We start from the raw sequence: 26,529 nt of genomic DNA, 5'->3' as shown, positions 1-26,529 counted from the left end.
CAATTGACTCACACGCCAAATCACTCGGCTGCCTGCCGGGGTCGGGCACGCAGATGCGCCCGCTCGCCCTGCTTGCCGAACAGGCTGAGGATCTCGACCGGCTCGGCATCGGCGGCACCGAACCAATGCGGCACGTGCGTGTCGAACTCGGCAGCCTCACCCGGGGTGAGCACGAAGTCGTGGTCACCGAGAACCAGCCGTAGCCGTCCATTGAGGACATACATCCACTCGTAGCCCTCGTGGATCTGCGAATCGGGCTCCTTCGGCGGATCGCTGCCGGGAATGATCAGCTTGTACGCCTGGATGCCACCGGGGCGCCGGGTCAACGGCAGCATCGTCATGCCATTGCGGGCGACCGGACGCAGGTGGATGCGCGGATCGCCGGTAAGTGGGGCATCGACGAGCTCATCCAACGTGACGCCGTGCGCCTTGGCCAAGGGCAGCAACAGCTCCAACGTGGGCTTCCTGTCACCGGATTCCAGGCGTGACAGCGTGCTCACCGAGACACCGGTCGCGTCCGACAGGTCGGCCAGCGTGGTCCGCCGCTGCCTGCGCAGCGCACGGAGCCGGGGGCCGACAGCGTCCAGCGCTCGGTCGAGGTCGTCGTCCATGCCGCGAGTTTGCCATAGCGGCAAAAGACTTTGCCAAGTATACGAGATGGCTCCCATGCTGGCCATATGACTGATCAACTGAGGGACAGCTACGACGTAGTCGTGATCGGCGGCGGGGCCGCGGGACTGAACGGGGCGCTGATGCTCGCGCGGAGCAGGCGTTCGGTGGTGGTAATCGACGCGGGCGCCCCGCGCAACGCCCCAGCGGCAGGCGTACATGGACTGCTGGCACGCGACGGCACCAACCCAGCTGAACTGCTGGAAACTGGCCGGGCGGAGGTCCGCGGCTACGGCGGCCAGGTGATATCCGGCGAGGTCACCGCCGTGACACGCGGTGACGACTTCACCGTGTCGCTCGCCGACGGCACTACAACCCGGGCGCGACGCCTGCTGGTCACCAGCGGTCTCACCGACGAACTACCCGACATCCCCGGGCTGCGGGCTCGCTGGGGCCGCGACGTGCTGCACTGCCCGTACTGCCACGGCTGGGAGGTCCGCGATCAGACAATCGGCGTACTCGCCAGCGGGCCGATGTCGATGCACCAGGCGTTGCTGTTCCGGCAGCTCAGCGACGATGTCACCTACTTCGCGCACACGCTGCCGCCGACCACTGAGCAGGCCGAGCAGTTGGCCGCGTGGGGCATACCCGTGGTGGACGGCGAGGTGACGTCGTTGGAGGGCGCAGACGACCGCCTCACCGGTGTACAGCTGAGCGACGGCTCCTTGGTCCGGCGTGACGCGCTGGTCGTCGCACCCAGGATGGTCGCCCGCGCGGGGTTCCTGGCAGAACTCGGACTGAAGCCGGCGGAACACCCGTCAGGGACGGGCGAGCACATCCCCGCCGACGCGACCGGACGCACCGACGTGCCCGGAGTGTGGGTCGCGGGCAACGTCACTGAACCGGCCGCCCAGGTCGGTCCGGCCGCTGCGGCAGGCGCGCACGCGGCAGCGCAGATCAACGCCGACCTGATCATGGCAGACACCTCTCGAATGGTCGCGCAACACCGGCAGTAGAAACGAGCACCGCTCACCTTTCTCCGGCTACCGGTCAGTACTACGCTGCGATCAACTCCGGTGGAAGGTGAGGTGCGCAGTGGACGCGGACGTGATCGTGGTGGGTGCCGGTCTAGCCGGACTGGTTGCCGCGGCCGAACTGGCCGACGCGGGCAAGCGGGTCATCATCGTCGAGCAGGAACCGGAGGCCTCGCTCGGCGGACAGGCGCACTGGTCGCTCGGCGGGCTGTTCTTCGTCGACAGCCCCGAGCAGCGCAGAGTGCGCATCCACGACTCGCGCGATCTGGCATGGCAGGACTGGCTCGGCACCGCAGAGTTCGACCGCGACGAGGACCGCTGGCCGCGGCGCTGGGCGGAGGCCTATGTCGACTTCGCCGCTGGCGAGAAGCGCGCGTGGCTGCATGAGCAGGGCATGCGCTGGTTCCCGGTGGTCGGCTGGGCCGAGCGCGGCGGCTACAACGCCACCGGCCACGGCAACTCGGTACCGCGCTTCCACATCACCTGGGGCACCGGCCCCGGCGTGGTCGAGCCCTTCGAGCGCCGGGTCAGGGCGGGCGTCGAGCGGGGCACGGTGGAGCTGCGATTCCGGCACCGGGTGGACGAGCTGACCGTCACGAACGGCGCCGTCGACGGCGTCGCGGGGGCAGTGCTTGAACCAAGCACCGTCGCACGCGGCCAGGAAAGCTCGCGGGTCGAGGTGGGCACGTTCTCGCTGCGCGCGCAGGCGGTCGTCGTCGCGTCCGGCGGCATCGGCGGCAACCAGGACCTGATCCGCGCGAACTGGCCGGATCGCCTCGGCACCCCGCCGAAGCACATGATCACCGGCGTGCCCGCGCACGTCGACGGCAGGATGCTCGGCATCAGCGAGTCGGCGGGCGCGAACCTGATCAATCGCGACCGGATGTGGCATTACGTCGAGGGCGTCACCAACCACGACCCGATCTGGCCGCAGCACGGCATCCGGGTGCTGCCGGGCCCGTCGTCGCTGTGGCTGGACGCGCGGGGACGTCGACTGCCCGTGCCGCTCTATCCCGGCTTCGACACCCTCGGCACGCTGGCGCACCTGCGCACGACCGGTCACGACCACTCGTGGTTCATCCTCACCAAGAAGATCATCGAGAAGGAGTTCGCGCTGTCGGGCTCCGAGCAGAATCCAGATTGGACTGCCAAGAGTGTCCGGGAGACGGTCAAGCAGCGGGTGCTGTCCGGCCCGCCGTCACCGGTGCAGGCGTTCCTCGACAAAGGTGAAGACTTCGTGACGGCGGACAACGTCCGCGACCTGGTCGCGAAGATGAACGGGCTCACCGACGAGCCACTGCTTGACGCCGACGACGTCGAGCGCGAGGTGCTGGCGCGCGACCGCGAACTAGCCAACCCGTTCACCAAGGACATGCAGATCACCGCGATGCACGGCGCGCGCAACTACCTCGGTGACAAGATCGTCCGCGTCGCCACACCGCACCGGCTGCTCGATCCGAAGGCAGGGCCGCTGATCGGCGTCCGGCTGAACGTCATCACCCGCAAAACGCTCGGCGGACTGGAGACCGACCTCTCCGCCCGCGTACTGCGCTCGGACGGCGAGCCCCTGCCCGGCCTGTACGCGGTCGGTGAGACCGCGGGCTTCGGTGGCGGCGGGCTGCACGGCTACCGGGCGTTGGAAGGCACGTTCCTCGGTGGCTGCCTGTTCTCCGGACGTCAGGCGGGCCGCGCACTGGTGGCGGCGCTATGAACGGCGCGCAGTCTCTGCTCCGCACCCTGGTCGACGCTGGTGTCGACGTCTGCTTCACCAACCCGGGGACATCGGAGATGCACTTCGTCGCCGCCCTCGACGGCGTGCCCGAGCTGCGCGGCGTGCTCGGCCTCGCCGAGGGCGTCGTCACCGGTGCGGCGGACGGTTACGCCCGCATCGCGGGCACGCCCGCGGCAACGCTGCTGCACCTCGGACCTGGCCTGGGCAACGGGCTGGCGAACCTCCACAACGCCCGCCGCGCGTGCACGCCGATCGTCAACGTCGTCGGCGACCACGCGACGTACCACAAGGCTTACGACGCGCCGCTGGAGTCGGACATCGAGGCGGTGGCCGGGTCGCTGAACGGGTGGGTACGCCGCAGCGAGCATCCCGCCGATGTGGGCGCGGACGCGGCAGCGGCCGTCGCGGCGGCGATGGACACGCCCGGACGGATCGCGACGTTGATCCTGCCCGCCGACGTCTCCTGGGGCGAGAGTGGTGTCGCGGTCGATCCGGTCCCGCCGCGGACGCCTCGGGCGACGCCGGACGCGACGCTCGATGCGGTGGCCGAGGTGTTGCGCAGTGGTGAGCCCGCGGCTCTACTGATCGGCGGCGGCGCGTGCCGGGAGCGCGGACTGCTGGCGACCAGCCGGATCGCCAACGCCACCGGCGCGCGAACGCTGGTAGAGACGTTCCCGGCGCGACTGGAGCGCGGCACGGGACTGCCTGCCATCGATCGACTCGGTTACCTCGCTGAGCAGGCCGCCTACCAGCTCGACGGTGTCAAGCATTTGATCCTCGCCGGAGCGCGGTCGCCCGCGACGTTCTTCGCCTACCCGGACAAACCAAGCGACCTGGTCCCCGAGGGCGCGCAGGTCCACACGCTGGCCGACCGGGAGCACGACGTCGCCGCCGCGCTGGAGGCAGTGGCCGAGCGCGTGGCGGCCGATGCCAAGCCAACGTTGTCGCCCGCGCGGCCGCCTGCGGTGCCGTCCGGTGAGCTGACGCCGCAGAACTGGGTCGAGGTCATCGGCGCGCTGCTGCCCGAAGGCGCGATCATCGCCGACGAGGCCAACACCTCGGGGCTGTTGCTACCCGCCGCGACGGCGAACTCGCCTCGCCACGACATCCTCACCCTGACCGGCGGCGCGATCGGCCAGGGCATGCCGGTGGCGACAGGTGCCGCGATCGCAGCGCCGGGTCGTCCGGTGATCAACCTGGAGGCCGATGGCAGCGCGATGTACACGCTGTCGGCGTTGTGGACGCAGGCGCGGGAGAACCTCGACGTCACCACAGTGATCCTGAACAACAACGCCTACGCGATCCTGCGGATGGAGATGCAGCGGGTCGGCGCGGACTTGTCCGGGCCGACGGCGAAGTCGCTGCTCGATCTGTCGTCGCCGGAGATGGACTTCGTGAAGATGTCCGAGGGTATGGGCGTGCCCGCGACCCGGGCCACGACGTGCGAGGAGTTGGCGGAGCAGTTCGCACGGGCGGTGGCCGAACCGGGTCCACACCTCATCGACGCGGCCGTGCCGCCGTTGCTGTGAGTCGGTACTGCCGCTGGACGAGCGAACTTGACTTCGACTTAACTCGAAGTTCTAGCCTCTCGGTAACCAGGCTACCGAGAGGGGAACACCATGAAGCAAATCCAGCCTGACCTGTGGGAGACCGAGCCGGAGTTCCCGGCGCCAGGACTGAGCACCCACGCCTACCTGTGGACCGCGCCCAGTGGCAACGTGCTGTTCTACAACACGACGCTGGAGCACGAGATCGACGACATGGCCGAGCTCGGCGGTGTGGCTCACCAGTATCTGAGCCACCAGGATGAGATCGCGCCGTCGTTGGCCACCATCAAGCAGCGGTTCGGCTCGACGCTGCATTCCAGTGCGGTCGAGGCGGATCTGGTCGCGAAGACGTGCCCACCCGACGACACGTTTGACGAGCGTCATGTGGCACTGGACGGTTTCGAGGTGATCCCAACGCCAGGGCACACACCAGGCAGCGCCTGCTTCCTGGTTCATTCCGTGCACGGCTTGACGTATCTGTTCACCGGCGACTCCATTCTGCGCGACGCGGAAGGTAAGTGGTTCGCCGGCTATATTCCCGATTTCAGCGACCGCGGCGCACTGGCGGCCAGCTTGTCCGGTCTCGCCGATCTCACCCCGGACGTCGTGATCTCCAGCGCGTTCGCCGGCGACTCGGGCGTCACCGAGCTCGGCGAGCAAGCCTGGGCCGACTGTGTGGATGAAGCATTGCGCTCGTTGACGGCAGACTGAGGAAACTGTCGGGGGCGGCCGTTAAGGTCGTCCCCGATCAACAACGGGGCTGGTTGGCATGCGGGCCATCGCGCCGCCGATCGGGCGGACCTCAGCATCAAACGCGAAACCGTGGAGACATGATGGAAGTGTCCAGGTAGATCACCCGGACTCCCCCTCGCGCAGTGTGGCTAGCGCTGCGCTCAGGCGAGCCGTGGCTCATGTGGGGCTTCGTTCCTAGCGCGTCATCCGTTCGAGGAACTCCTGCGTCTCGGTATCCGTCGAGTAGACGCACACGCCTTGCATTCCGCGCGTGAGCAGCACCTTGTAGGTGTTCCTGATCAGAGCGCCGAAATGCAGATCGTCGGCCTTCTTGACGGCACCATCATGGGAGTAGTCACGTCGCGGCACCCATTCGCCATCACGGCGGACGAGATCAGGACCGAAGATGACGCCCGCCCAGTCGTACTCGAAACCCTGCGCCGTGTAGATGCAACCAACTTGCCCGAACCCGCGCTCGTCCGATGCCCAGTAGTACGACTCGGGAGCATCGGGCACCCGTTTGTCTGGCTTGGCATTCCAGGGCCGCTTCCAGTCTCCGATGACGACATCGGAGACGAGTTGTTTGCCGGTATCCGTAGCGACCGGATCGCTCCAACGCCAGCAGAATCCCGCCGCTACCCTGGCTGTGCCACCTTCCTCGGCTGCCTTGGTGAGTAGCCAGGATTCCAGGGCGTCGGGTGAAGGTGCGCTTGTAACCGTGAAGTCGTCGTCGACCGCGTTGGCCAGCGTGCCCCACTCGATGGGTGGTTGCGGATCGAGCCCGAGCAGTCGGGCGACCCAGGTGTCGAACGCCGCCGAGCCACCGCAACGGAACTGGCCGTCAAGTCGTACGACCTCAAGTGCGCAGCCCTTGGCCTGGGTCGCCGCGGTGATCTCGTCGAGCGACCCCATCTCTCCTGGACGTACGATCTGGTTCTCATCGAGCAAGAACACCGGCACCCATGCCGCGTCGATGAGTTCATCGATCTGCCGCCCAGCTCGCTCACGCACGGCCCTGCTCGTGTAGCGGTTGACACTTGTCTCGCGGATGCGGTGTGCCTCATCGCAAATCAGCACGTCGAGGCCGCGAGGCTCGGTCGCCGTGTAGTTATTGAAATACTTGAACAGCGACTGCACGCGCTTGTTCCTTCGTCCAGCGATCTTGCGCATCGTGTTGGTGAACGCGCTCGATCCTGTGGCGTGGTGGACCGTGCGACCGCGACGTGCGAGTTCGCCGAGCAGGCTCAGAGCGATGACGCTCTTGCCCGAACCGGGCCCACCAAGGACGGTGACGACGGTCCGGGTATTTGCCGCGCGAGCCCGCTCAACAGCTTGGGTGACGAGTTCATAGGCGACCTGTTGCTCATCAAGCAGGACGAACTGCTCTCGCTCACGCACCTCACTGGCCGCCAGATTCAACAGTGGCTTGGACGGAGCATGATGGAAACCGAGGAAGTCGTCGGCGGCACTGCGCGCCACAGCCTGGTCCGCTTCCGGGTCGAGCAGCGCTCGTAGCCGATCAAGAAAGGCGGACCGCTCATCCAGCGTGTAGAGCTGACCGTACTCGTCCGGAGTGTACTGCTTCAGCGAGGCGACGCCTTCGGTGGATGCGTTATGCAAATAAGCGAGCCCGCGGACGACGTATGGTTGCGCGGCGAGCGCCGGCGTCGAGTCAACAAGGTACTGGCAGTACCGGCGTACTTGCTCAGCTGGGTGAAGCACAGGCTCGTCACCGTAGGCCGCGATGCGAACCAGTTCGCCGACCTGCAGCTCCGCCTTGGACCACTGCTTCAGCTCGACGAGTACGAAACTGGGCTCGCCCGTGCGTGGGTGCGTACCGCAGAGCACGGCATCGACTCGCTTGGGGCTGTGCGGCAGCTTGTGTTCCAGCAACACCTCGATGTGCCCAAGACCAGCTTCAACGAGGTCGGTCAGAAACGTCGGCAGGCTCTTCCGCCAGGAAGCTATCTCGCTCGTACCCACTCGCGATTCCAGCTTGTAAGCCGCTTGTTCCGCGAGCAGATCATGCAACCGATCGGCTTTGGCTTCCACGAGCAGGTCGGCCGCACTCCGCCGGACGAGAGCCACTTCTTACCCCACAAGGCACGCGTGATTCACGCGCGGGTGGGGGCAGCGACGAAGTGGCTACTTCGGTGCCCGTCGGGCCGCGATGTCGGTTGTCAAGGTTAGTGGATGTGATCAGTCCCGTGGCGCCGGGAACCGGATCTCGTTGCGGTCGAGCTTGGTCTTGGCGACGTCGAGCAGATCGACACCGAGGACATCGGCCAGCCTGACGAGGTAAATGGTGACGTCGGCCAACTCGTCACGAACGTTCGCGGCAAAATCCGGGGCGTCTTGCCATCGTGCTGACTCTTCCGGTGTGAGCCACTGGAACAGTGCTGTCAGCTCGCCTACTTCGCCGGACAACGCCATGGCAAGGTTCTTCGGTGTGTGGTAACGCTGCCAATCGCGCGCGTCGGCGAACTCGCGAAGTCGCTGGCTGAGATCATCGAGGGTCATAGTGGCTGCCTACCATCTTCCGCTGCCGTGATGCCGCAACTCACCCCACCTGCGGAGCGATTCGCAGAAAGATCCGCTCCAGGTGATCGATGATCTCCTCCGCGGACATCGTGATGCGGCCACTCGCCCAGGCCACCGCGACCTCCCCCACGGCCCCCGCATACGCGTGCGCCAGCAACCGCTGAGTCTGCAACAGTGACGGGTCCCGGTCGCGGTCGGGTGCCGCCTCGAGCCAGACGTCGATAGCACGCTCGATGAACTGGTGCCGCTGCCGCACCAGCGCCCCGGTGTGCGTCTCGATCACCAGCAACCGCACCAAACGTGGATCGTCGAGCATCGCGCCGATGAACGTCGACAGCATCGGCCGCGGGTCGCGCCATCCGCTCGATGCGATCACCGGTACGACTCGCGCGGTCAGATCGGCCAGCACGTCCTCGACGACCGCGAGCAGCAACTCCTCCAGCGACGAGAAGTTCTCGTAGAAATACCGCTTCGTCAGCTCGGCTTCGGCGCAAACGTCGTCCACCCGCGTCGCGGTGATCCCGTGAGTTCCGAAGAGCTCCAGACCCGCCGCGAGCAGTTGCTTGCGCCGTTCCGCCTGTCGTTCCTCAGCGCTCATGCCGCGATACGTGCGGCGGGTCTGCGGCACGTCGTCACCTCCTCCGGGCGAGACATCCATATTGACACTAGCTCGTGTCAGATCGTACGCTACCCTCATCTGACACGCATACGTGTCACATCATGACGGGAGGCGGCGGTGATGGCGAACCCGGCGAGCGTGGTGGTGGACCAGGCGTTCGACGTCCTGATCCGCAGGAACTTCTTCAAAGGCGTGACCTTCGACGCGCCTGACGGCGACCCCGGATGGTTCGGCCCGGACAGCGCCGTTTGGTACGTGCACGAACACACTCCCGCCCTTGTTCTCGGGCTGTTCGCCTCGGCGGCGATCGAGACCCTGCATCCGGACTTCGCGTGGATGGGTCAGCAGCATTCACGCGGCGTGCGCTGGGTGAACGGTGAACCGTCCGGGCTGGACCTCAAGGGTCTGCTGACCCGTGCCGGGCACTCATACTCCTTCTTCATGGCCGTGGCCTACGGCCCGAGCCACGCCGCCGAACGCGTCGTCAGGACGGTCCGCGGCATGCACGGCACCGTCCGAGGGGAGCGACCCGATGGCCGCGGCTACGACGCGGCTGACCCGGAGACGCTGCGCTGGGCGTACGCGACCGTGGTCTGGGGCATCGCCACCGCCCACGAGCGGTACCACCCGCATCCGCTCCGAGGCGCTGACCTCGACGTCTACTACCGGGAGTTCACCCGGGTCGGCGAAGCACTGGGTGGCACCGATCTGCCAGCGACAAAGTCCGACGTGCGGGACTGCTTACGCGCGTCGATCCCGCTCATGGGTGTCACGATGCCGACGGTCGAGTTCCTTGCCGGGCTCGGTGGTGCGGTGTCGCCCGCCCCGCTGCGTCCCGCGTTGCGGTTGCTGCAGTGGGCCGTCCTCGATCTGCAACCGCGCTGGGCACAGCGCCTACTGCGAGTACCCCGCTCCTCGACGACGTCGATCCGGCTGCGCCGCGCGGCGATGTGGTCGGCGCTCAACGGCATCCACTATGCGGCAGGCCCGCTGCCCGAGACCCGAGCCGCACGCGCCCGCGTAGGCCTGCTCACCACGACTCGGCTGCTGCCGCGCCCGACGGCCTGACGACAGAACGGAGTGCCCGATGACCAATCCCCCGACTCCCTGGCTACGTCGCAGGCTGTCCCGACGCGACATGCTCCGCATGTCCGCGATGGCGGGCGCGACAGCCACGATGACCGCGAATCCGCTGAAGGCCAACGCGGCACTTCCCGGGCCCGCCAGCGCGGGACGCCGAGTGGCCGTACTCGGCGGCGGGATGTCCGGCCTGGCGGCCGCCCACGAGTTGATCGAGCGTGGGTTCGAGGTCGACGTCTACGAGGGCAAGGAACTGGGTGGAAAAGCGCGCAGTATGCCGGTACCCGGCACGGGAAGCGGCGACAGAGAGCCGCTCCCGGGGGAACACGGCTTCCGCTTCTTTCCCGGCTTCTACCACCACCTCCCCGACACCATGCGACGGATCCCGTTTGGTGACCACACTGTCTACGAGAACCTCACCGACACCGCGGCCACCCGGCAGTCCTATCAGGACGGACCAGACCTGACGGTACCGACGCGAATGGACCCGCAACTCTTGAGCGCTGACACCATCACGCAGACCCTGCGAGCCGCGCTCGACCTCGGGACCCGCATCCCGCCGGACGAGTGGGCCTACTTCAGCAACCGCATCTGGGTGTATCTGACCAGCTGCGACGCGCGCCGCTACGGGCAATGGGAGTACGTGTCGTGGTGGGAGTACGTCGACGCGGAGAATCGTTCGGACGACTACCAGCAACTGCTCGCCAGGGGTCTCACCCGACAGCTGGTCGCAGCGAAGGAAACCCGGGCCAGTGCGCGAACGATCGGCACCATGGCACAGGCATTCCTCCTCAACATCATGGGACGCGGAAACGACGGTGAACCCGACCGGCTGCTCAACGGGCCAACGAACGAGGCCTGGATCGATCCGTGGGTTGGCCTGCTGCGGCAGCTCGGCGTCAGATTCCATCTGGACCACCACGTCACCGAGCTGCGCCTGCGAGACGGACGCATCACGTCGGCGACCGCGCGGCACGCCAAGGGTGGTCGCAGCCGAATTCACGCCGACTGGTTCTTCTGCGCACTGCCCGCGGAGAAGGCCCGGTTGTTGTGGTCGGATGAGCTGCGGTCGATGGACTCCACACTGTCCAGGATGGACGGACTGTTCGTCGACTGGATGACGGGTATTCAGTTCTACCTGAACCGCCCCGTATCGATCTGTCCCGGCCACGTCGCCTACATGCACGCACCCTGGGCGCTGACGTCGATCAACCAGGCACAGTTCTGGCCACGGCACGACTTCCCGAACGACTTCGGCGACGGCACGGTGGTCGACTGCCTGTCGGTGGACATCTCCGACTGGGACACTCCAGGCTTCAATGGCAAGAAGGCGAAGGACTGTACTGCCGAGGAGATCGCGCGGGAGGTCCTGGCACAGCTCATGGCCAGCCTGAACGACAGCGGCGATGAGGTGCTGCGCGAGTCCGACGTCGAGGCGTGGTTCCTCGACCCCGCGATCACATGGGACGACGACGGCAGCCACAACGACGAGCCGCTGCTGATCAACACCACCGGATCATGGGACCTGCGGCCGACCGTACGCACCGCGCTGCCGAACCTGTTCCTTGCGGGCGACTACGTGCGTACCGACGTCGACCTCGCCACGATGGAAGGCGCCAACGAATCCGCCCGATACGCGGTGAACGCGCTACTCGAGACGACAGGATCAAGTGCGCCGCCCGCCCCGACCTGGCGGCTCTACCAGCCCGAGGAGCTCGAACCGTTCAAGCGGATCGACGAGCAGCGCTACGCGGCAGGTCAGCCGAACATGTTCGAGTACGACGCGTAAGGAATCACGCTCCCCAGCGGATCCACTCCCTCGCGACATACCGCGAGCGCCACAACACGGGCCGCAGCGCGAAAAAGCACGCCCAGATGAGCGCGATCGCACCGAACAGCAGCAGCACATAGAGCCACTCACCGGTGTCGAACTGAACCTCGTCCCGGTACCGCTCGGGTGGTGTCGACGCGACGAGCGCCAGGACGCCCCACGCGACGAGCCCGGAGATAGTCGACAACACCACGGCGAAGAGCAGACCCGCACGCGTGACGCGCATGGTGTTCAGCCGAAGGTGGCTATCCGCCACGCTGCCCCGAGCAACGAGCGTGAACACGCCCGCGCCGACCAGACAACATCCAGTGATGCCGGCGAACAACGGCACACCAAGGCGTAGCGGGTCGGCATACGGCACCAAGCTGTATGGGGCGATCAGCAGTGTCGGGACGGCAGCAAGGCTGAGCACCAGGACAGTCACCCCCAGCGCGGTGGAGCGAGTCCTGATCGTGCGCACGAGTCGATCGGGCAGTGGCACGGAATGCGGCGTGGACGCCGCGGAATGGGGCTGCGTCACCGTGGCTCCCAGTCCGCGGGGTTGGACATGCCGCTCATCATCACGCCGGAGACTACAAGCTTGGTCTCGTGACCGCGCGGAAAGCAGCAAACGTGTCAGCCCGCCACTGGCAGCGTCGCCAACCCGCGCAGGTTGATCCGCCCGTTCCACCGGACGTCCCCCGCCAGCTCCAGCGACGGGAACCGCGTCACCAGCCGCTCCAGCGCGACCTCCCCCTCCAGCCGAGCCAACGCAGCCCCAAGACAGTGATGCGGTCCAGCCCCGAACGACACATGCCTACGCGCACCCTCCCGGTCGATGCGCAACTCATCGGCGTCGTCACCCCAGAACGCGGCATCCCGGTTCGCTGAAGCGAGCGAAGCATTCACGAACGAACCCTCGGGGATCTCGACGTCGCCCACCCGATACGGCGCGAGCGTGATCCGGCGGCTGGACTGTACCGGGCTGTCGTAGCGCAGCATCTCCTCAACGGCGTTGGCGGCGAGCCCCGGCTTCTCCCGCAGCCGCACGTGCTGCTCGGGATGCCGCAGCATCGCGTACACACCGTTGCCGATGAGGTTCACCGTGGTCTCGTGGCCAGCGACGTAGAGCAGCGCGACCTGCGCGATCAGGTCCTCGTCGGTGAGCTGGTCGCCATCTTCCTCCGCCTCGATGAGCGCGGTGAGCAGGTCATCACCCGGATTGCGGCGCTTCCACGCGATCGCCTCGGCCGCGACGTCGGCAAGCTCGGCGTCAGCGGCCTGAATGCGCGCCATCAAGTCCGGGTCCACGACGGGCTCCAGCGAGCGCACGACGGTGCCGGTCAACTCGCGCAGCCGCACGGTGTCGACGTCGGGCATGCCGAGCATCTCCGTGATCACCGCGAATGGAAGCGGGAAGGCGAGCGCCTCGATCAGGTCGAACTCCCCCGCGCCCGCGACGTCGTCGAGCATGGCGTCGACCAGCGAGCCCACGCGCGGCCGCAGCGCCTCGACCGCGCGGACGGTGAATGCCTTGGCGACCAGCCGCCGCAGCCGAGTGTGATCCGGCGGATCCCGATCGAGTATGGAGCTGCCCCGCAACTGCGGGCCGTCGTGCTGGTAGGTCGAGCGAACCAGGTCGCGCATCGGACCTTCGGCGAGGTTGTCGTCGTCAACCGAGTTGCCGGACTTCAGCAACGTGGCGACGTCGTCGTATCGGGTGAGAATCCAGAAGCCCAACGGGTGTTGATGCGCGGGCTCCTGTTCACGCAGCCGCGCGTACTGCGGATACGGATCATCGGTGAACCCTGGCGCGAACGGATCGAACAGCGGGGTCTCGACTGCTTCGGACATCTCGTCTCCTTACGCGATACTGATCGCGGGCGTCCTGCTGCGGCCGGCGAGCGCGGGGTGGTCGGCGAACCGCACCAGCACCGCTCGCAGTGCCGCATTGGCGCGGCCGACCTCCGCCTCAACGTCGGCGAGCCGCCTGTCGTCCTCGATCCGCGCTGCCATCGCCAGATCCCACCGGCGCCGGACGTCGAGCAAGAAGGCGTCCGTGCTGCCGTACTCCGCCTCGATCTCTGGCTGCCATTCCTCAAGCGCCACCTGCCCGCGCCGCGCGACGTCGTCAGCGACGCCGTAGACGAGCTGGTAGCGGCGGTGCGTTTGCTCCCACCCTGACATGACCTCCACCTACCCTCTGAATCTCACATACCTTGTGTATGTGAATATACTCGGGGTATGGGATCCGTCAAGTCACGCCGAGAGATGTACGCAGAAGCGACCCGCGCCGCCCTGATCGAGGCGGCGACGGAACTGTTCACCCGGCACGGGTTCGCGGCGACATCGCTCGAGGACGTCGCCTCGGCGGCGCAGGTGACTCGCGGTGCCGTCTACCACCACTTCGCGGGCAAGCAGGCGTTGTTCGAGGCGGTGCTCGACGAGCAAGAACTGCACATGACCAAGCGGATCAGCACGGCCGTCGCCCAGCACAGCGATCCGTGGGACGGCGCGATCGACGCGATCGACACCTTCCTCGACCTCTGCTGCGACCCCGTGTACAGCAGGATCGTCTGGCAGGAAGGGCCAACCGCGCTCGGCTTGGCACGCTGGCACGAGTGCGAGGAGAAGTACGCCTATGGCCTGGTCGAAACCTCCGTCAACGCGCTGATCGAAGCGGGCTACCTGGAACCCAAGGCGGTCGACACCACAATCCGCTTCACGTTCCAGATCTTCGGCGCCGCGGGCATGACGCTGGCGGATACCCCCGCTGCGGACAAACCGCGTGTCATGGACGAGTGCGCCGATGTCATGCGGCGCATGCTCGGCGGGTTGCGGGCACAGTAGGTGCCCAGAGACAGGTGCCCAGAGACGCACGAAGGCCCGGGCACCCACCAGGGCACCCGGGCCTTACGCGGCTAGACAGCTAGGCGATCACTCGTAGCGCTCGCCCTTGGCCGCCTTGTCGACCAGCGACTGCGGCGGCTCGAACTGCGGACCGTAGGCCGCCGCGAGCTCGCGCGCGCGGTCGACGAAGCCCTGCAGGCCACCCTCGTACTGGTTGATGTACTGGATCACGCCACCGGTCCACGGCGGGAAGCCGATGCCGAAGATCGAGCCGATGTTGGCGTCCGGGATCGAGTTGAGCACGCCCTCGTCGAAGCAGCGCACCGTCTCGACCGCCTGGATGAACAGCATCCGCTCCTGCAGGTCGACGAACGGCACCTCGCCAGAGCCCGAGTTGAACGCCTTGCGCAGGCCCGGCCACAGGCCGACGCGCTTGCCGTTCTCGTCGTACTCGTAGAACCCAGCGCCAGCGGCACGACCCTTGCGGTCGAACTCGTCCACCATCCGGTCGACGACGGCCTCGGAGCCGTGTGGCGTCCACGTGCCACCAGCGGCCTCGACACCGGCCCGTGTCTCCTGCCGGATCTTCTGCATCAGCGTCAGCGCCAGCTCGTCCGACAGCTGCAGCGGCGGCGCGGGGAACCCGGCCTGCGAGCCCGCCTGCTCGATGGTGGACGGCTCGACACCCTCACCAACGGCCGCGAGCGCCTCGTTGATGAACGTGCCGATGACGCGGCTGGTGAAGAAGCCACGGCTGTCGTTGACCACGATCGGCGTCTTCTTGATCGCCTGGGTGTAGTCGAAGACCTTCGCCAGCGTGGCGTCCGAGGTCTTCTCACCGCAGATGATCTCCACAAGCGGCATCTTGTCCACCGGCGAGAAGAAGTGGATGCCGATGAAGTCCTCTTGCCGCTTCACGCCGGTCGCGAGGCCGGTGATCGGCAGCGTGGAGGTGTTGGAGCCAAGCACCGCGTCCGGGTTGACGACGTCCTCGATCTCTTGGAACACCTTGTGCTTGAGGTCCTGGCTCTCGAAAACGGCCTCGATCACGAAGTCGACGCCCTCGAGCGCGGCAGGGTCAGCGGTCGGCGTGATGCGGTTCAGCAGCGCGTCGGACTTCTCCTGCGTGGTCTTGCCTCGCTTGAGCGCCTTCTCCTCCAGCTTGACCGAGTAGTCCTTGCCCTTCTCGGCGTTCTCCTGCGAGACGTCCTTGAGCACGACCTCCATGCCTGCCTTGGCCGACACGTAGGCGATCCCGGCGCCCATCATGCCCGCGCCGAGCACACCCACCTTGCGCACGGTGTGCTGCTCGTAGCCGTCCGGACGGGAGCCACCGCCGTTGATGTGGTTCAGGTCGAAGAAGAACGCCTGGATCATGTTCTTCGAGGTCTGGCCGGTGACCAGGTCCACGAAGTAGCGGCTCTCGATGAGCTGCGCGTTCTCGAAGTCAACCTGCGAGCCCTCGACAGCGGCCGACAGGATCGCCCTCGGCGCGGGCATCGGCGCGCCCTTGAGCTGCTTGCGCAGGTTGGCGGGGAAGGCGGGCAGATTCGCGGCGAACTTCGGGTTCGACGGCGTGCCGCCCGGAATCTTGTGGCCCTTGACGTCCCACGGCTGCGCGGCCTCGGGGTTGGCCTTGATCCATTCCTTGGCCTTCGGCAGCAGCTCGTCCACACTGGACACGAGCTCGTCGACGAGGCCCTTTTCCTTGGCGTCGGCGGCCTTGCGGCGCTGGCCCTGCGCCAGCCAGTTCATCACGGCGTCCTGGATGCCGAGCATCCGCACGGTGCGGGTGACGCCACCGGCACCGGGCAGCAGGCCGAGGGTGACCTCGGGGAAGCCGATCTGCACGCCCTTGACGTCGGCCACGATGCGGTGGTGGCAGGCGAGCGCGATCTCCAGCCCGCCACCGAGCGCCGCGCCGTTGATGGCGGCAACGACCGGCTTGCCCAGCGTCTCCAGCCTGCGCAGCTGCGACTTGAGCAGGCCGACGTGCTCCATCAGCCGCGGCGCGTCGTCCTTGCTCGCCTTGACGAGGTCGTTGAGGTCACCACCGGCGAAGAACGTCTTCTTCGCTGAGGTGATCACCACGCCGGTGATGTCGTCGGCCTCGGCCTCGAGCCGGTCCACGATGACACCCATCGACTCGATGTAGTCGTTGTTCATCGTGTTGGCCGACTGCTTGGGGTCGTCGAGCGTGAGCACGACGATGCCGTCGGAATCCTTCTCCCAACGGATGGTCTTCGCTTCAGTCATTATCCGTTTCCTCGGTTGTGTGAAGTCTCGTTCGCCCTAGGAGTTGTTAGACCCGCTCGATGACAGTGGCCAGGCCCATGCCGCCGCCGATGCACAGCGTGACCAGGGCGTAGCGGGCATCGCGGCGCTCCAGCTCGTCGACCATGGTTCCGGTGATCATCGCGCCGGTCGCGCCGAGTGGGTGACCCATGGCGATGGCGCCGCCGTTGACGTTGAGCTTCTCGTCCGGGATCTTCAGATCCTGCTGGAACTTCAGCACCACCGAGGCGAACGCCTCGTTCAGCTCGAACAGGTCGATGTCGTCGACGCTCAGTCCCGCCTTGTCCAGCACCTTGCGGGTCGCCGGGGTCGGGCCGGTCAGCATGATCGTCGGGTCGGAACCGGTAACGGCGGTCGCGACGACGCGCGCCCTCGGCGTCAGGCCGAAGTCCTTACCGGCCTGCTCGTTGCCGACCAGCACCAGCCCGGCGCCGTCGACGATGCCCGACGAGTTACCACCGGTGTGGACGTGGTTGATCTTCTCGACCTGGTGGAACTTCTGCAGCGCGACGGCGTCGAAGCCACCCATCTCGCCGATGCCCTCGAACGCCGGGTTGAGCTTGCCGAGGCTCTCGGTCGTGGTGCCGGGACGACGGTGCTCGTCGTGGTCGAGGATCGTGACGCCGTTGATGTCCTTGACCGGGACGACGGACTTGGCGAAGTAGCCGCCGGACCACGCGGCCTCGGCCCGCTCCTGCGAGCGCGCGGCGTAGGCGTCGACGTCCTCCCGGGAGAAGCCCTCGATCGTGGCGATCAGGTCGGCACCGATGCCCTGCGGCACGAAGTAGGTGTCGTACGCGGTGGCCGGGTCCATCGCCATGGCGCCACCGTCGGAGCCCATCGGCACCCGCGACATCGACTCGACACCACCGGTGATCAGCAGATTGTCGAATCCGGCGCGGACCTTCTGCGCGCCCTGGTTGATCGCCTCGAGACCCGAGGCGCAGAACCGGTTGAGCTGCACGCCCGCGACGGTGTCCGGCAGGCCCGCGGCGAGCGCGGCGATGCGCGGCAGCACGGCGCCCTGGTCACCAACCGGGGACACGATGCCGAGGATCACGTCGTCGATAGCGGCGGGGTCGAGATTCGGGTGCCGCTGCTTGATCTCCTCGATCAGGCCGACGACGAGGTCGATCGGCTTGACCGAATGCAAGGACCCGTTCTTGCCCTTGCCCCGAGGCGTACGAACCGCCTCGTAGATGAACGCCTCTGTACTCACGCCAATCTATCCTTCCTGGCCGCTGGCGGTACCACACTGGCTGCATGGATGGGGCTAATGCTCACTAACATAGTGACTGCATTTCCGCAGTTGTCAATGGGTTCGGTGGGCTTGTCATACGCTTATCTCACGCTACAGTATGTTCACCTATGAACACCGTGGATACCGCTAACACCCCGCGCGGACGCCGGTCGGCCCGACGGCCACGCGACCGCAAGGCACAGTTGGCCGCCGTCGCGGCCGAGCTGTTCTGCGCGCGCGGTTACCACGAGGTCGGCATCACCGACATCGCCGCGGCGGCCGGGGTCACGGGCCCCGCGCTGTATCGGCACTTCTCCGACAAGCAGGCGATCCTCGCGCACGTCGTGCTGAGCGGGATCGATGAACTCATCGCCACCACCCAGCGTGCGCTCGATGACACGGATAAGCCAGCCCCGAATCAGGTGGACGGACTACTCGAGCGCCTCGCCGCGATGTCGGTGGACCACCGCGACGTCGCCTCGCTGTGGCGCTGGGAACGGCGCAACCTGAGCCCGGAGCACCAGCGGGAGGTGCGCAGGCGTTCCGGCATGCTGATCGGCAGCTGGAGCGGCGCTCTGCGGACACTCCGGCCCGAGCTGGACGAACGCGACGCCGACTTGCTGTGCTGGGCCGCGCTGAGCGTGTACGGCAGCACCGCCGTGCACTCCACCCGAATCGCCAAGCGCCGCTACACGAAGCTGCTGATCGCCTGCGCACGGGCCGTGTTGCACACCACACTGCCAACCGAGCCAGCTCTCACGGCGACGCAGCAGACCGCGCGGGAGTCCACCTTCCTCCGCACGACCCGCAAGGACGAACTGATCACCGCGGCGAGCAAGCTGTTCCAGGACCGTGGCTTCCACGACGTCAGCATGGAAGACATCGGCTCGGCTGCCGGCATCAGCGGACCGAGCGTGTACCGGCATTTCCCCAGCAAGGCGGCACTGTTCATGGCGGCGGCGCAGCGGATCGCGCAGCAGTTGGAGTTCGGCAGGCTCGCCGTCGCGCGCACGGCGAGCAGCGAAGCGGACGCGCTGCGCGGGCTGATCGCCTCCTACATCGAAACCATGGCCAGCTCGGCGGACCTGATGACAGCATCCAGCCAGGTCAGCGCGTTGTCCGACGCCGACCGTGCCGAGCTGAAGCGGGTGCAGCGGGACTATGTCGCGGAGTGGACCTACCTGCTGCGCGTCGTCCGGCCGGAGCTTGGCGCGACCGAAGGCAGGGTCGTGGTGCACATGGCGCTGACCATCGCCAACGACGTCATCCACACCGGGCGACTCGCCGGACGCCCGAACCTGCACGCCGAGCTGGCCACGATCATGGCGGTCGCGGTCGGCCTGCCGCGCTAGCAACGCCGCGAGTCCCGCGCTCCGAGGCCGCGAGTTCCGACTTGCGGAGGCCTGAGTTCCGACTTCCAGGCTCGTGAGTTCTGACTTCCGGCACTGAGAGAAATATAGGGCTGATTGACTCTGGAAATCGCCGGTGTGACGATACGGTGGCCGTCGAACCCGTAGCGACGGGGAGGCCGGAAACCGTGATCTTCAATTTTCTCCGCCGAAAGAACAGCACGCAGCACGAGACGCTCAGGGCGGTCTGCGTGCTGCGGAGCGCTTTCGCCACACCGCAGCGGGATGCCATCGATCAGTGGTGCGAGAGCAATGACGCGCGCATCGTCACGTGGATTGAGGATGATTTCCCTTTCGGCACTCCCTGGCACCGCTCACAACTGGCGGCGTGGCTAACGGGCCAGCCACCCGCGACGTGGGATGTGCTCGTCGTTCACAGTATGGAACAGATGACCGCGGTCGAACTGCTCGAACCGTGCCGGGATCACGGCAAGCGACTCATTCTCGCCGAAGGGCGTGCCGATTCCAGTACCTGGCAACCACCGTGGCCGACCACGGCGAAGCAGTGATGTGACCAGTTCAGGCAGCACTCGAACTGTCGCGAACCACATCACGAAAACCTACTGAGAATCGCGAGAAAGAAACAAGTACAGAGGTTTTCCCGACCATTTTTGACCGACGTCGCAACCGGACAGTACGGTGATTCTCATGTGTCGATGACCTAACGGTAAGAGTTTGGTGGGGCACCACGTGAGACTTCGACGTATCGCGGTTCTCGCCGCGGCCGGTTTGCTCACCGTCGCGAATGGATTCGCGGCGCAGGCGGCAGGCGATGATTCCGTGACAGTCGGCACCAAATCCGAAGCCTGGTATGTGTCGCCGGCACACGACGCGTGCGAGGGCGACACCGACTGTTCCACGGCGCCCACCTCAGAGTTTCCCCGGAACACCCTCCACGTCGGCATTTCGAACGGCACCCCCACAACCGCCACCTACATTGAGCTCGATGTGCTCGGCGCCAACGTGCCGTTCGGTGCCACTTTCACCGAGGGACACGTCGTGTTGCCGGTCGATATGAATCCGGGCGACGGATCAGTCCGGGCGGATCAGGCGAAACTCCGTGTCTGCCAGACCGATTCCGTCTCCGACACCAAGGCATCGCCAGACACACCACCCGACGTCAACTGCGACGCTGCCTCGGCCAACGCCCGCTTCTCAGCGAAGCCGTCCCCGACCTTCCGGGTCGACCTCGCACCCTTCCTGCGCGCGTGGTCCGACGGCACGCCGGCCGCCCTGGCCATCCTGCCCGCGCCCAAGGCCGTCAAGGAGTCCGAGACCTGGCACGTGACCTTTTTCGGCAAGGACTACGACTCGGACCAGGAACCGCCGGACGAGCCACCCGCGCCACCAGCACCGCCCGCGGACGCGGCACCCCTTGCCGAGGAAACCAGCACGCCCGCACCACCTGACACGGAGCCACCCAGGCAGCAGGAACCAAAGCCGATCACCGCGGAACTCAGCTACGAGGAGGACGAGTTCACCGTTCCGCCGCCCGCGCTCGACCAACCGGCCGAGTTCGCCCCGCCCCCACTGCCCTCCGATCCGACGCCAGACCCCATCGACGCCCCGTCGCCCGAGATAGCGGACGCCCCCAGCGCGACGCAGGAGGCCGAGCCGAAGCCGGAGGACGCTCCCGCCCCACTGGCGGCCGCACCGGACTTCATCACGGTTGGCTACAAGTACCCCATCGCCTGGCTCATGCCGCTCTTGCTGCTCATCGGGTTCGCCATGACCGGCCACTCGCTGACCAGGAATCTCGAGCATCCCGCACGCAGCCTCGCGTGATCGCCGCAGCGCACGGATACTGACTCACGGACGCCGACAGCACGTGATGTCTCCCACACAGTGAGTCGCCTGGTTCACCCTTGCGGGGCGTTAGCTGCGCCACCCGACTAGCGCGAACCTGCCCGCAGGGTTTACTTTACTCACGAGTAGGTAAGCGACGGCCGCCTGCGGCCAATGGGAGAGTGACTGTGTCTAGCGCTCAGCCCGCGGGAGCGGGAAGCAAACGAGGCGGACCACCGCCAAAGCAGCGTGATGCGATGGGCTTCGGCCTCGCTGCCCTGACCAAGATCTCGAGTTCGCAGGTCATCGACAAGATGGGGCTGCGCAAGCCGTTCGAGAAGGCGGTGACCACGTCGGTCAAACACGGGTTCCGTGCCGCTGGCGCGGCCAGTCGCGGCTTCACGCCGGGCAAGAAGCTCGACAAGCCCGCCCGGCTGGCTCCCGCGCAGGACACCGGTCTGTTCGACCTCGAGCCGACCGAAGAACAGCAGATGATCGTGGAGACGGTGCGCGATTTCGCCGCCGAGCAGCTGCGGCCCGCCGCCTACGACGCCGACGCGAAGCTGGAGACTCCCGACGGCCTGCTCAACCGCGCCGCCGAGCTTGGCATCGGCGCGTTCGGCATCCCCGAGGAGCTCGGAGGCTTCGGCACAGAGCGCTCGGTCACCACGAACGTGCTGGTAGCCGAGGCGCTGGCACATGGCGACATGGGTCTGGCCGTCGCGGTGCTCGCGCCGTCCGCCGTCAGCACCGCGCTCGCGCAGTGGGGTGACGCCGACCAGCAGTCGACCTACCTGCCCGAGTTCGCGGGCGAGAACGTGCCCGCCGCCGCGCTCGCGCTGGCCGAGCAGACGGCGTTGTTCGACCCGTTCAAGCCAGCGACGACGGCCAAGCGCACCCCAAAGGGTTACCAACTCGATGGTGTGAAGGCGCTGGTCCCCCGCGCGAGTGCCGGTGAGCTGTTCCTGGTGTCAGCCAACCTCGAAGGCCGTGGTCCGGCGCTGTTCATCGTGGAGTCCTCGACCCAGGGCGTGTCGGTCGAGGCCGACCCGGCGATGGGCCTGCGCGGCGCGGCGACCGGCAAGCTGCACTTGAACAAGGTCAACGTCGGCGCGGGTGCGCTGCTCGGTGGCGGTAAGCCCGAGGTGTTCGCCGAGGTCGTGCGGTTGTCCCGGCTCGGCTGGTGCGCTCTCGCGGCTGGCACCGGCAAGGCCGTGCTCGACTACGTCATCCCCTACGTGAACGAGCGGGTCGCGTTCGGTGAGCCGATCAGCCACCGGCAGGGCGTCGCGTTCATGGTCTCCGACATCGCGATCGAGCTGGAGAGCATCCGGCTGCTGACGCTGAAGGCCGCGGCGCGCGCCGAGCAGGGCAAGACATACGCCCGCGAAGTCGCGCTCGCCCGCAAACTGGCCACCGACAAGGGCATGTGGATCGGCAGCGCGGGTGTGCAGTTGCTCGGTGGGCATGGATTCACCAAGGAGCACCCCGTCGAGCGCTGGTACCGCGATCTGCGCGCGGTCGGCGTCATGGAAGGAGCTGTCCTCGCATGATCAACCTCGAGGTTCCCGCCAAGGCCAAGCCGCTGATCAACCAGGCGTACCAGGCAGCGTCAGAGGTCTTCCGTCCGATCTCGCGCAAGTACGACCGCGCCGAGCACGCCTACCCGAAGGAGCTCGACACCTTCGCCGCGCTGGTCGACGGGCTCAACGAGTCCGGCGAGGGCGGCGCTGGGGCATCCGGCGTGCGCCGCGACGAGAACGGCAACGGCGGCGGCAACGTGAACGGCGCCAACCTGCGCACCGTGCTCGGCACCATCGAGATGTGCTGGGGTGACGTCGCGCTGCTGCTGTCGATGCCGCGCCAGGGTCTCGGCAACGCCGCGATCGCGTCGGTCGCCAACGACGAGCAGCTCGAGCGGTTCGCCGGCACCTGGTCAGCGATGGCGATTACCGAGCCGGAGTTCGGTTCCGACTCGGCAGCGGTGTCCACCACCGCCGAGCTCGACGGCGACGAGTACGTGCTCAACGGCGAGAAGATCTTCGTGACGTCCGGCGACCGGGCCGACTCGGTCGTGGTGTGGGCGACGCTGGACAAGTCCGTCGGGCGCGCGGCGATCAAGTCGTTCGTCGTGGAGAAGTCGCGACCGGGCATCACGGTGGAGCGGCTGGAGCACAAGCTCGGCATCAAGGCGTCCGACACCGCCGTGATCCGGCTGGACAACTGCCGCGTGCCGAAGGAGAACCTGCTCGGCAGCCCCGAGATCGACACCAAGAAGGGTTTCGCGGGGGTCATGGAGACCTTCGACAACACCCGGCCGCTGGTGGCGGCCATGGGCGTCGGTCTCGCCCGCGCGGCGTTGGAGGAGACCGCGCGGATTCTGTCCGAGGCAGGTATCACGGTCGACTACGACACACCCGCCAACTCCCAGCACGCGGCCGCCGCGACATACCTGCAGTTGGAGGCTGACTACGAGGCAGCGCACATGCTGACGCTCGCGGTGGCGTGGATGGCGGACAACCGCAAGCCGAACTCCATCGAGGCGTCGATGTCCAAGGCCAAGGCCGGTCGGTCCGTCGTGGACATCACACTCAAGTGCGTCGAGCTGTGCGGCGCGCTCGGCTACAGCGAGGACTCGCTGCTGGAGAAGTGGAGCCGCGACTCGAAGATCCTGGACATCTTCGAAGGCACCCAGCAGATCCAGCAGCTCATCATCGCCCGGCGATTGCTCGGTAAGAGCAGCAGCGAGTTGAAGTGACCAGCTGATAGCCCCACCACATTCTCGGCCCCGGAAAGTCCGCCTGGACGCCGGGGCCGAGATGTGTCTGACCTGGTCACGAGCCCATCGCGGCGCCAGGAATGCTGACGGCCTCACCGAAATCCGTTGGCGAGTAACCCACTGGCGTGAAGTTTCTGATTTCGCCCACGCAGCCACACACATCTGCTACTTTCTCCGAGACCGCGACAGGAGGGCGCGGTACTTTCTGGAGGGAATCCTGTCAATGCTCAAGACAATCCGCGGTTCCATCGCCGCGATAGTAAGCGTCGCAGTGGTCGCCGCCACGTTGTTGCTCGTACCCACCGCCACCGCACATGCGGATCCGGTGGCTTGCCATCCCAATTCCACTTGGACGGTCGTGAAATCACCACGCCGCCACAAGGTGATTACGCATGCCTCGATGCGGGAAAACTTCACCGGGAGCAAGATCACCCGAACAACCAAGGCACACCACCGCCAGACCGTGGCTGCCCGGGTGAGGGGTGCGGCATCCCTATCGGCCGAGGCGAGGGGACGAATCTTCAAGGTTTTCCGCGTCAAGACGAGGAACAAATTCCATGTGTCAGTCAAGGCACGTGGTTCTCGCACCACAAGTCGTTCGGTTTCTGTCACCCACACCATGCGGCCAGGTGACCGTTACGTGTTCTTCAAGGGTGTGTACAAGGTTCGCTCGCGGTGGAATCTTCGGCAGTGCAACAGCCGAGGAACCGGCTCCACAGTCGTGAAATCGGGCAACGCGATGTCGTATGTCCTCGGGACTCGAGGCGGGGTTGGTTGTAAGAAGAATCCGCCTCGGCGCTCAATGTCGCATAAGGCGAAAAGGGTGTACTGCTAACCAAGCGGACCTCGACACGTCATGACGAGGCGAGGTGTGCGTGGATATGCTCCATCGCGCACCTCGCCTTGTCGCGTCTCCCGGATCGAGCGGCGGGATCAGGGTGAGCATGTGTCGATGCGGCCACCGCCTCGCATCGAACGAGCCAGTCGCCGTCGCGCGGGCTGGACACGTCGTTCGCTGCCACAATGGCTGTCCTACTCCGGTCATTGCCCGCTTCTCGGCAGGATCCAACCTCGGCACTTCAGTCGGCTATAGTGGCCGTTCTTGTCGTCAGACACGAGGGGGATCGATGACTTTCGTACTCATACCGGGAGCAGGTGGACAGGCCTGGTATTTCCATCGCCTCGTCCCCGAACTGCGCGCCCGAGGCCAGGAGGCTATCGCCGTCGACCTGCCGGCAGGGGACAACTCGGCAGGGCTGGTGCAGTACGCCGACGCGGTGATCGACGCGATCGGCGACCGTAAGGACATCACGCTGGTGGCGCAGTCGCTGGGCGGATTCACCGCACCGCTGGTCTGCGAACGAGCCGACGTCAGCCTGCTCATCATGCTCAACGCGATGACTCCGCTTCCGGGCGAGCCGCCGGCTGCCTGGTGGGAGGCTACCGGCCACGCTGAGGCGAAGGCCGAGAACGCCGCCCGTGAGGGACGTCCGGCCGGCTTCGACCTGATGGCGGACTTCTTCCACGACGTACCCCAAGATGTGATCGACAAGGCGATGGCGCAGGGCGAGCCCGACCAGTCGATGACGCCGATGCAGACGCCGTGGCCACTCGACGGGTGGCCCGAGGTGCCGACCCGATTCCTGCAAGGCCGCGACGACCGGTTCTTCCCGCTGGAGTTCCAGCGCCGCGTCGTCAAGGAGCGGCTCGCCCTCGACGTCGACGAGATGCCCGGCGGGCACCTCGTCGCGTTGAGCAGGCCCACCGAACTGGCTGCCAGGTTGGAGGCCTATCGCACGGCTCAGGCGGCCGCTGGCTGACGCCGGACGGCGGGTGCCACCTGCGGCCGCCACATCTGGTAGGCCACCGGCCACAGAGCCACGATTCCCGCCGCCGCCTGCAGGTAGAACTGCACCACAGCGAGCGGCACGAACCGAGACACCGCCAGCACGACGAGTGCGGTGACGACGACGCGGGTCAGTGCCGGACTGAGGATCCGGCTGACCGCGATGCCCTTGGCGAAACCGACCACCCCGATGGCGAACGTGATCGCACTCGCGGCGAGCATCGGGATGAACCACGACGCCAGGGTCTCCTGCACCGCGACGACATCGCCGCCGGTTCTCGCCGCCGCGAGTGGCGCGAACTCCAGCCCCGGCAGAAAGCCGTACAGTGCGCTGCCGAGCACGACCCAGGGCAGCGCCCAGGCACTAGACCGGTCCTCCCCCGTATCGCGCAGGTACGCGCGGATCGCCAGGAATGCCAGTGCGGTCAACGCGATGCCCACGGCGGTGAGCAGGTGGACTGCTCCCCACAGCGTGGTGTTCGCCTCAACCGCCTCACCGATGGCGGCCGCGTCCGGTAGTACCGCGATGAAGGGGTGCCCGACGAAGGCGATGAGCATAACCACGGGCGCGAGCGCGACGATCGCGGCGCCGTATCTGGTCCTCGTTGTCGATGTCATGGT

At 66.7% G+C, this 26,529-nt stretch carries 23 protein-coding genes; 13 read left to right on the top strand and 10 right to left on the bottom strand.

Features of this window, described 5'->3' with window-relative positions:
• Positions 1–20: 20 nt before the first annotated feature.
• Positions 21–611, bottom strand: coding sequence for a helix-turn-helix domain-containing protein (locus AMYHA_RS09725; RefSeq protein ID WP_034270228.1), 591 nt, complete (start codon positions 609–611; stop codon positions 21–23).
• Between the two features lie 66 nt (positions 612–677).
• Between AMYHA_RS09725 and AMYHA_RS09720 the strand changes: the two genes are divergently transcribed.
• The 4 genes from AMYHA_RS09720 to AMYHA_RS09705 all read left to right on the top strand — a co-directional run bounded on the left by AMYHA_RS09720 (position 678) and on the right by AMYHA_RS09705 (position 5,633).
• The gene (locus AMYHA_RS09720; RefSeq protein ID WP_034270225.1) at positions 678–1,625 is read left to right on the top strand and encodes an NAD(P)/FAD-dependent oxidoreductase; all 948 of its coding nucleotides are present in this window, start codon (positions 678–680) and stop codon (positions 1,623–1,625) included.
• 79 nt (positions 1,626–1,704) lie between these two features.
• Positions 1,705–3,354 carry an FAD-binding dehydrogenase gene (locus AMYHA_RS09715; protein ID WP_084037016.1) on the top strand — a complete coding sequence of 550 codons (1,650 nt, stop codon included), beginning with the start codon at positions 1,705–1,707 and terminating at the stop codon, positions 3,352–3,354.
• A complete protein-coding gene (locus AMYHA_RS09710) occupies positions 3,351–4,904 on the top strand; it encodes an acetolactate synthase large subunit (RefSeq protein WP_034270221.1) in 1,554 nt (517 codons plus the stop codon). Before AMYHA_RS09715 ends, AMYHA_RS09710 begins: the two co-directional genes overlap by 4 nt.
• 90 nt (positions 4,905–4,994) lie before the next feature.
• Positions 4,995–5,633, top strand: a complete 639-nt coding sequence (locus tag AMYHA_RS09705; protein ID WP_034270220.1) for an MBL fold metallo-hydrolase — start codon at positions 4,995–4,997, stop codon at positions 5,631–5,633.
• A 216-nt stretch (positions 5,634–5,849) separates the two neighbouring features.
• Here AMYHA_RS09705 and AMYHA_RS09700 read toward each other — a convergent pair whose 3' ends face one another.
• The 3 genes from AMYHA_RS09700 to AMYHA_RS25630 all read right to left on the bottom strand — a co-directional run bounded on the left by AMYHA_RS09700 (position 5,850) and on the right by AMYHA_RS25630 (position 8,823).
• Positions 5,850–7,742, bottom strand: a complete 1,893-nt coding sequence (locus tag AMYHA_RS09700; RefSeq protein ID WP_034270218.1) for a DUF2075 domain-containing protein — start codon at positions 7,740–7,742, stop codon at positions 5,850–5,852.
• Positions 7,743–7,853: 111 nt separating this feature from the next.
• Positions 7,854–8,174 carry a nucleotide pyrophosphohydrolase gene (locus AMYHA_RS09695; protein WP_034270215.1) on the bottom strand — a complete coding sequence of 107 codons (321 nt, stop codon included), beginning with the start codon at positions 8,172–8,174 and terminating at the stop codon, positions 7,854–7,856.
• A gap of 40 nt (positions 8,175–8,214) precedes the next feature.
• Positions 8,215–8,823, bottom strand: a complete 609-nt coding sequence (locus tag AMYHA_RS25630) for a TetR/AcrR family transcriptional regulator (protein WP_169732912.1) — start codon at positions 8,821–8,823, stop codon at positions 8,215–8,217.
• Between the two features lie 111 nt (positions 8,824–8,934).
• Between AMYHA_RS25630 and AMYHA_RS09685 the strand changes: the two genes are divergently transcribed.
• Together AMYHA_RS09685 and AMYHA_RS09680 are read left to right on the top strand one after the other, a co-directional pair.
• Entirely contained in the window at positions 8,935–9,882 is a 948-nt protein-coding gene (locus AMYHA_RS09685) for an oxygenase MpaB family protein (RefSeq protein WP_051399715.1), read from the top strand.
• 19 nt (positions 9,883–9,901) lie between these two features.
• Positions 9,902–11,683 (top strand): hydroxysqualene dehydroxylase, encoded by a 1,782-nt coding sequence (locus AMYHA_RS09680; RefSeq protein WP_051399714.1) that lies wholly within the window; start codon positions 9,902–9,904, stop codon positions 11,681–11,683.
• Between the two features lie 4 nt (positions 11,684–11,687).
• On the opposite strand, the gene AMYHA_RS09675 is transcribed toward AMYHA_RS09680, so the two are convergent.
• The 3 genes from AMYHA_RS09675 to AMYHA_RS09665 all read right to left on the bottom strand — a co-directional run bounded on the left by AMYHA_RS09675 (position 11,688) and on the right by AMYHA_RS09665 (position 13,891).
• Positions 11,688–12,245: a hypothetical protein gene (locus tag AMYHA_RS09675; protein ID WP_034270212.1), complete on the bottom strand. Its 558-nt coding sequence runs from the start codon at positions 12,243–12,245 to the stop codon at positions 11,688–11,690.
• 95 nt (positions 12,246–12,340) lie between these two features.
• The gene (locus AMYHA_RS09670) at positions 12,341–13,558 is read right to left on the bottom strand and encodes a cytochrome P450 (RefSeq protein WP_034270209.1); all 1,218 of its coding nucleotides are present in this window, start codon (positions 13,556–13,558) and stop codon (positions 12,341–12,343) included.
• A 9-nt stretch (positions 13,559–13,567) separates the two neighbouring features.
• The gene (locus AMYHA_RS09665) at positions 13,568–13,891 is read right to left on the bottom strand and encodes a hypothetical protein (RefSeq protein ID WP_157361980.1); all 324 of its coding nucleotides are present in this window, start codon (positions 13,889–13,891) and stop codon (positions 13,568–13,570) included.
• A 57-nt stretch (positions 13,892–13,948) separates the two neighbouring features.
• Here AMYHA_RS09665 and AMYHA_RS09660 point away from each other — a divergent pair, with 57 nt between their 5' ends.
• The gene (locus AMYHA_RS09660; RefSeq protein WP_034270203.1) at positions 13,949–14,554 is read left to right on the top strand and encodes a TetR/AcrR family transcriptional regulator; all 606 of its coding nucleotides are present in this window, start codon (positions 13,949–13,951) and stop codon (positions 14,552–14,554) included.
• 87 nt (positions 14,555–14,641) lie between these two features.
• On the opposite strand, the gene AMYHA_RS09655 is transcribed toward AMYHA_RS09660, so the two are convergent.
• Together AMYHA_RS09655 and AMYHA_RS09650 are read right to left on the bottom strand one after the other, a co-directional pair.
• Positions 14,642–16,810 carry a 3-hydroxyacyl-CoA dehydrogenase NAD-binding domain-containing protein gene (locus AMYHA_RS09655; protein ID WP_034270200.1) on the bottom strand — a complete coding sequence of 723 codons (2,169 nt, stop codon included), beginning with the start codon at positions 16,808–16,810 and terminating at the stop codon, positions 14,642–14,644.
• A gap of 46 nt (positions 16,811–16,856) precedes the next feature.
• Entirely contained in the window at positions 16,857–18,068 is a 1,212-nt protein-coding gene (locus tag AMYHA_RS09650; RefSeq protein ID WP_034270198.1) for an acetyl-CoA C-acetyltransferase, read from the bottom strand.
• Positions 18,069–18,217: 149 nt separating this feature from the next.
• Between AMYHA_RS09650 and AMYHA_RS09645 the strand changes: the two genes are divergently transcribed.
• The 6 genes from AMYHA_RS09645 (at position 18,218) to AMYHA_RS09620 (ending at position 25,882) form a co-directional block, all read left to right on the top strand.
• A complete protein-coding gene (locus tag AMYHA_RS09645) occupies positions 18,218–19,441 on the top strand; it encodes a TetR/AcrR family transcriptional regulator (protein WP_051399713.1) in 1,224 nt (407 codons plus the stop codon).
• 146 nt (positions 19,442–19,587) lie between these two features.
• On the top strand, positions 19,588–20,007 hold the full coding sequence (locus tag AMYHA_RS09640; RefSeq protein WP_034270195.1) for a recombinase family protein: 420 nt from the start codon (positions 19,588–19,590) through the stop codon (positions 20,005–20,007).
• A gap of 181 nt (positions 20,008–20,188) precedes the next feature.
• A complete protein-coding gene (locus tag AMYHA_RS09635) occupies positions 20,189–21,283 on the top strand; it encodes a hypothetical protein (RefSeq protein WP_034270192.1) in 1,095 nt (364 codons plus the stop codon).
• Between the two features lie 257 nt (positions 21,284–21,540).
• Complete coding sequence (locus AMYHA_RS09630; RefSeq protein ID WP_034270189.1) at positions 21,541–22,836, top strand: acyl-CoA dehydrogenase family protein; 1,296 nt, start codon at positions 21,541–21,543, stop codon at positions 22,834–22,836.
• The gene (locus tag AMYHA_RS09625) at positions 22,833–24,041 is read left to right on the top strand and encodes an acyl-CoA dehydrogenase family protein (protein WP_034270186.1); all 1,209 of its coding nucleotides are present in this window, start codon (positions 22,833–22,835) and stop codon (positions 24,039–24,041) included. Before AMYHA_RS09630 ends, AMYHA_RS09625 begins: the two co-directional genes overlap by 4 nt.
• Positions 24,042–25,189: 1,148 nt before the next feature.
• Positions 25,190–25,882 (top strand): alpha/beta hydrolase, encoded by a 693-nt coding sequence (locus AMYHA_RS09620; RefSeq protein WP_034270183.1) that lies wholly within the window; start codon positions 25,190–25,192, stop codon positions 25,880–25,882.
• Here the strand turns inward: AMYHA_RS09620 and AMYHA_RS09615 are convergent.
• Positions 25,864–26,526 carry a hypothetical protein gene (locus AMYHA_RS09615; protein ID WP_051399712.1) on the bottom strand — a complete coding sequence of 221 codons (663 nt, stop codon included), beginning with the start codon at positions 26,524–26,526 and terminating at the stop codon, positions 25,864–25,866. The genes AMYHA_RS09620 and AMYHA_RS09615 overlap by 19 nt on opposite strands.
• Positions 26,527–26,529 lie beyond the last annotated feature (3 nt).

This window comes from Haloechinothrix halophila YIM 93223 (genome assembly GCF_000504245.1).
GTDB lineage: Bacteria > Actinomycetota > Actinomycetes > Mycobacteriales > Pseudonocardiaceae > Haloechinothrix_A > Haloechinothrix_A halophila.
This window is presented reverse-complemented; position numbering and strand designations above follow the sequence as displayed.

Coding starts and splice junctions, on each gene's coding strand:
- AMYHA_RS09670 (WP_034270209.1), bottom strand. CDS start 13,558: ATGTCCGAAGCAGTCGAGACCCCGCTGTTCGATCCGTTCGCGCCAGGG.
- AMYHA_RS09680 (WP_051399714.1), top strand. CDS start 9,902: ATGACCAATCCCCCGACTCCCTGGCTACGTCGCAGGCTGTCCCGACGC.
- AMYHA_RS09725 (WP_034270228.1), bottom strand. CDS start 611: ATGGACGACGACCTCGACCGAGCGCTGGACGCTGTCGGCCCCCGGCTC.
- AMYHA_RS09665 (WP_157361980.1), bottom strand. CDS start 13,891: ATGTCAGGGTGGGAGCAAACGCACCGCCGCTACCAGCTCGTCTACGGC.
- AMYHA_RS09695 (WP_034270215.1), bottom strand. CDS start 8,174: ATGACCCTCGATGATCTCAGCCAGCGACTTCGCGAGTTCGCCGACGCG.
- AMYHA_RS09615 (WP_051399712.1), bottom strand. CDS start 26,526: ATGACATCGACAACGAGGACCAGATACGGCGCCGCGATCGTCGCGCTC.
- AMYHA_RS09705 (WP_034270220.1), top strand. CDS start 4,995: ATGAAGCAAATCCAGCCTGACCTGTGGGAGACCGAGCCGGAGTTCCCG.
- AMYHA_RS09710 (WP_034270221.1), top strand. CDS start 3,351: ATGAACGGCGCGCAGTCTCTGCTCCGCACCCTGGTCGACGCTGGTGTC.
- AMYHA_RS09620 (WP_034270183.1), top strand. CDS start 25,190: ATGACTTTCGTACTCATACCGGGAGCAGGTGGACAGGCCTGGTATTTC.
- AMYHA_RS09625 (WP_034270186.1), top strand. CDS start 22,833: ATGATCAACCTCGAGGTTCCCGCCAAGGCCAAGCCGCTGATCAACCAG.
- AMYHA_RS09655 (WP_034270200.1), bottom strand. CDS start 16,810: ATGACTGAAGCGAAGACCATCCGTTGGGAGAAGGATTCCGACGGCATC.
- AMYHA_RS09685 (WP_051399715.1), top strand. CDS start 8,935: ATGGCGAACCCGGCGAGCGTGGTGGTGGACCAGGCGTTCGACGTCCTG.
- AMYHA_RS09660 (WP_034270203.1), top strand. CDS start 13,949: ATGGGATCCGTCAAGTCACGCCGAGAGATGTACGCAGAAGCGACCCGC.
- AMYHA_RS09630 (WP_034270189.1), top strand. CDS start 21,541: ATGGGCTTCGGCCTCGCTGCCCTGACCAAGATCTCGAGTTCGCAGGTC.
- AMYHA_RS09645 (WP_051399713.1), top strand. CDS start 18,218: ATGAACACCGTGGATACCGCTAACACCCCGCGCGGACGCCGGTCGGCC.
- AMYHA_RS09720 (WP_034270225.1), top strand. CDS start 678: ATGACTGATCAACTGAGGGACAGCTACGACGTAGTCGTGATCGGCGGC.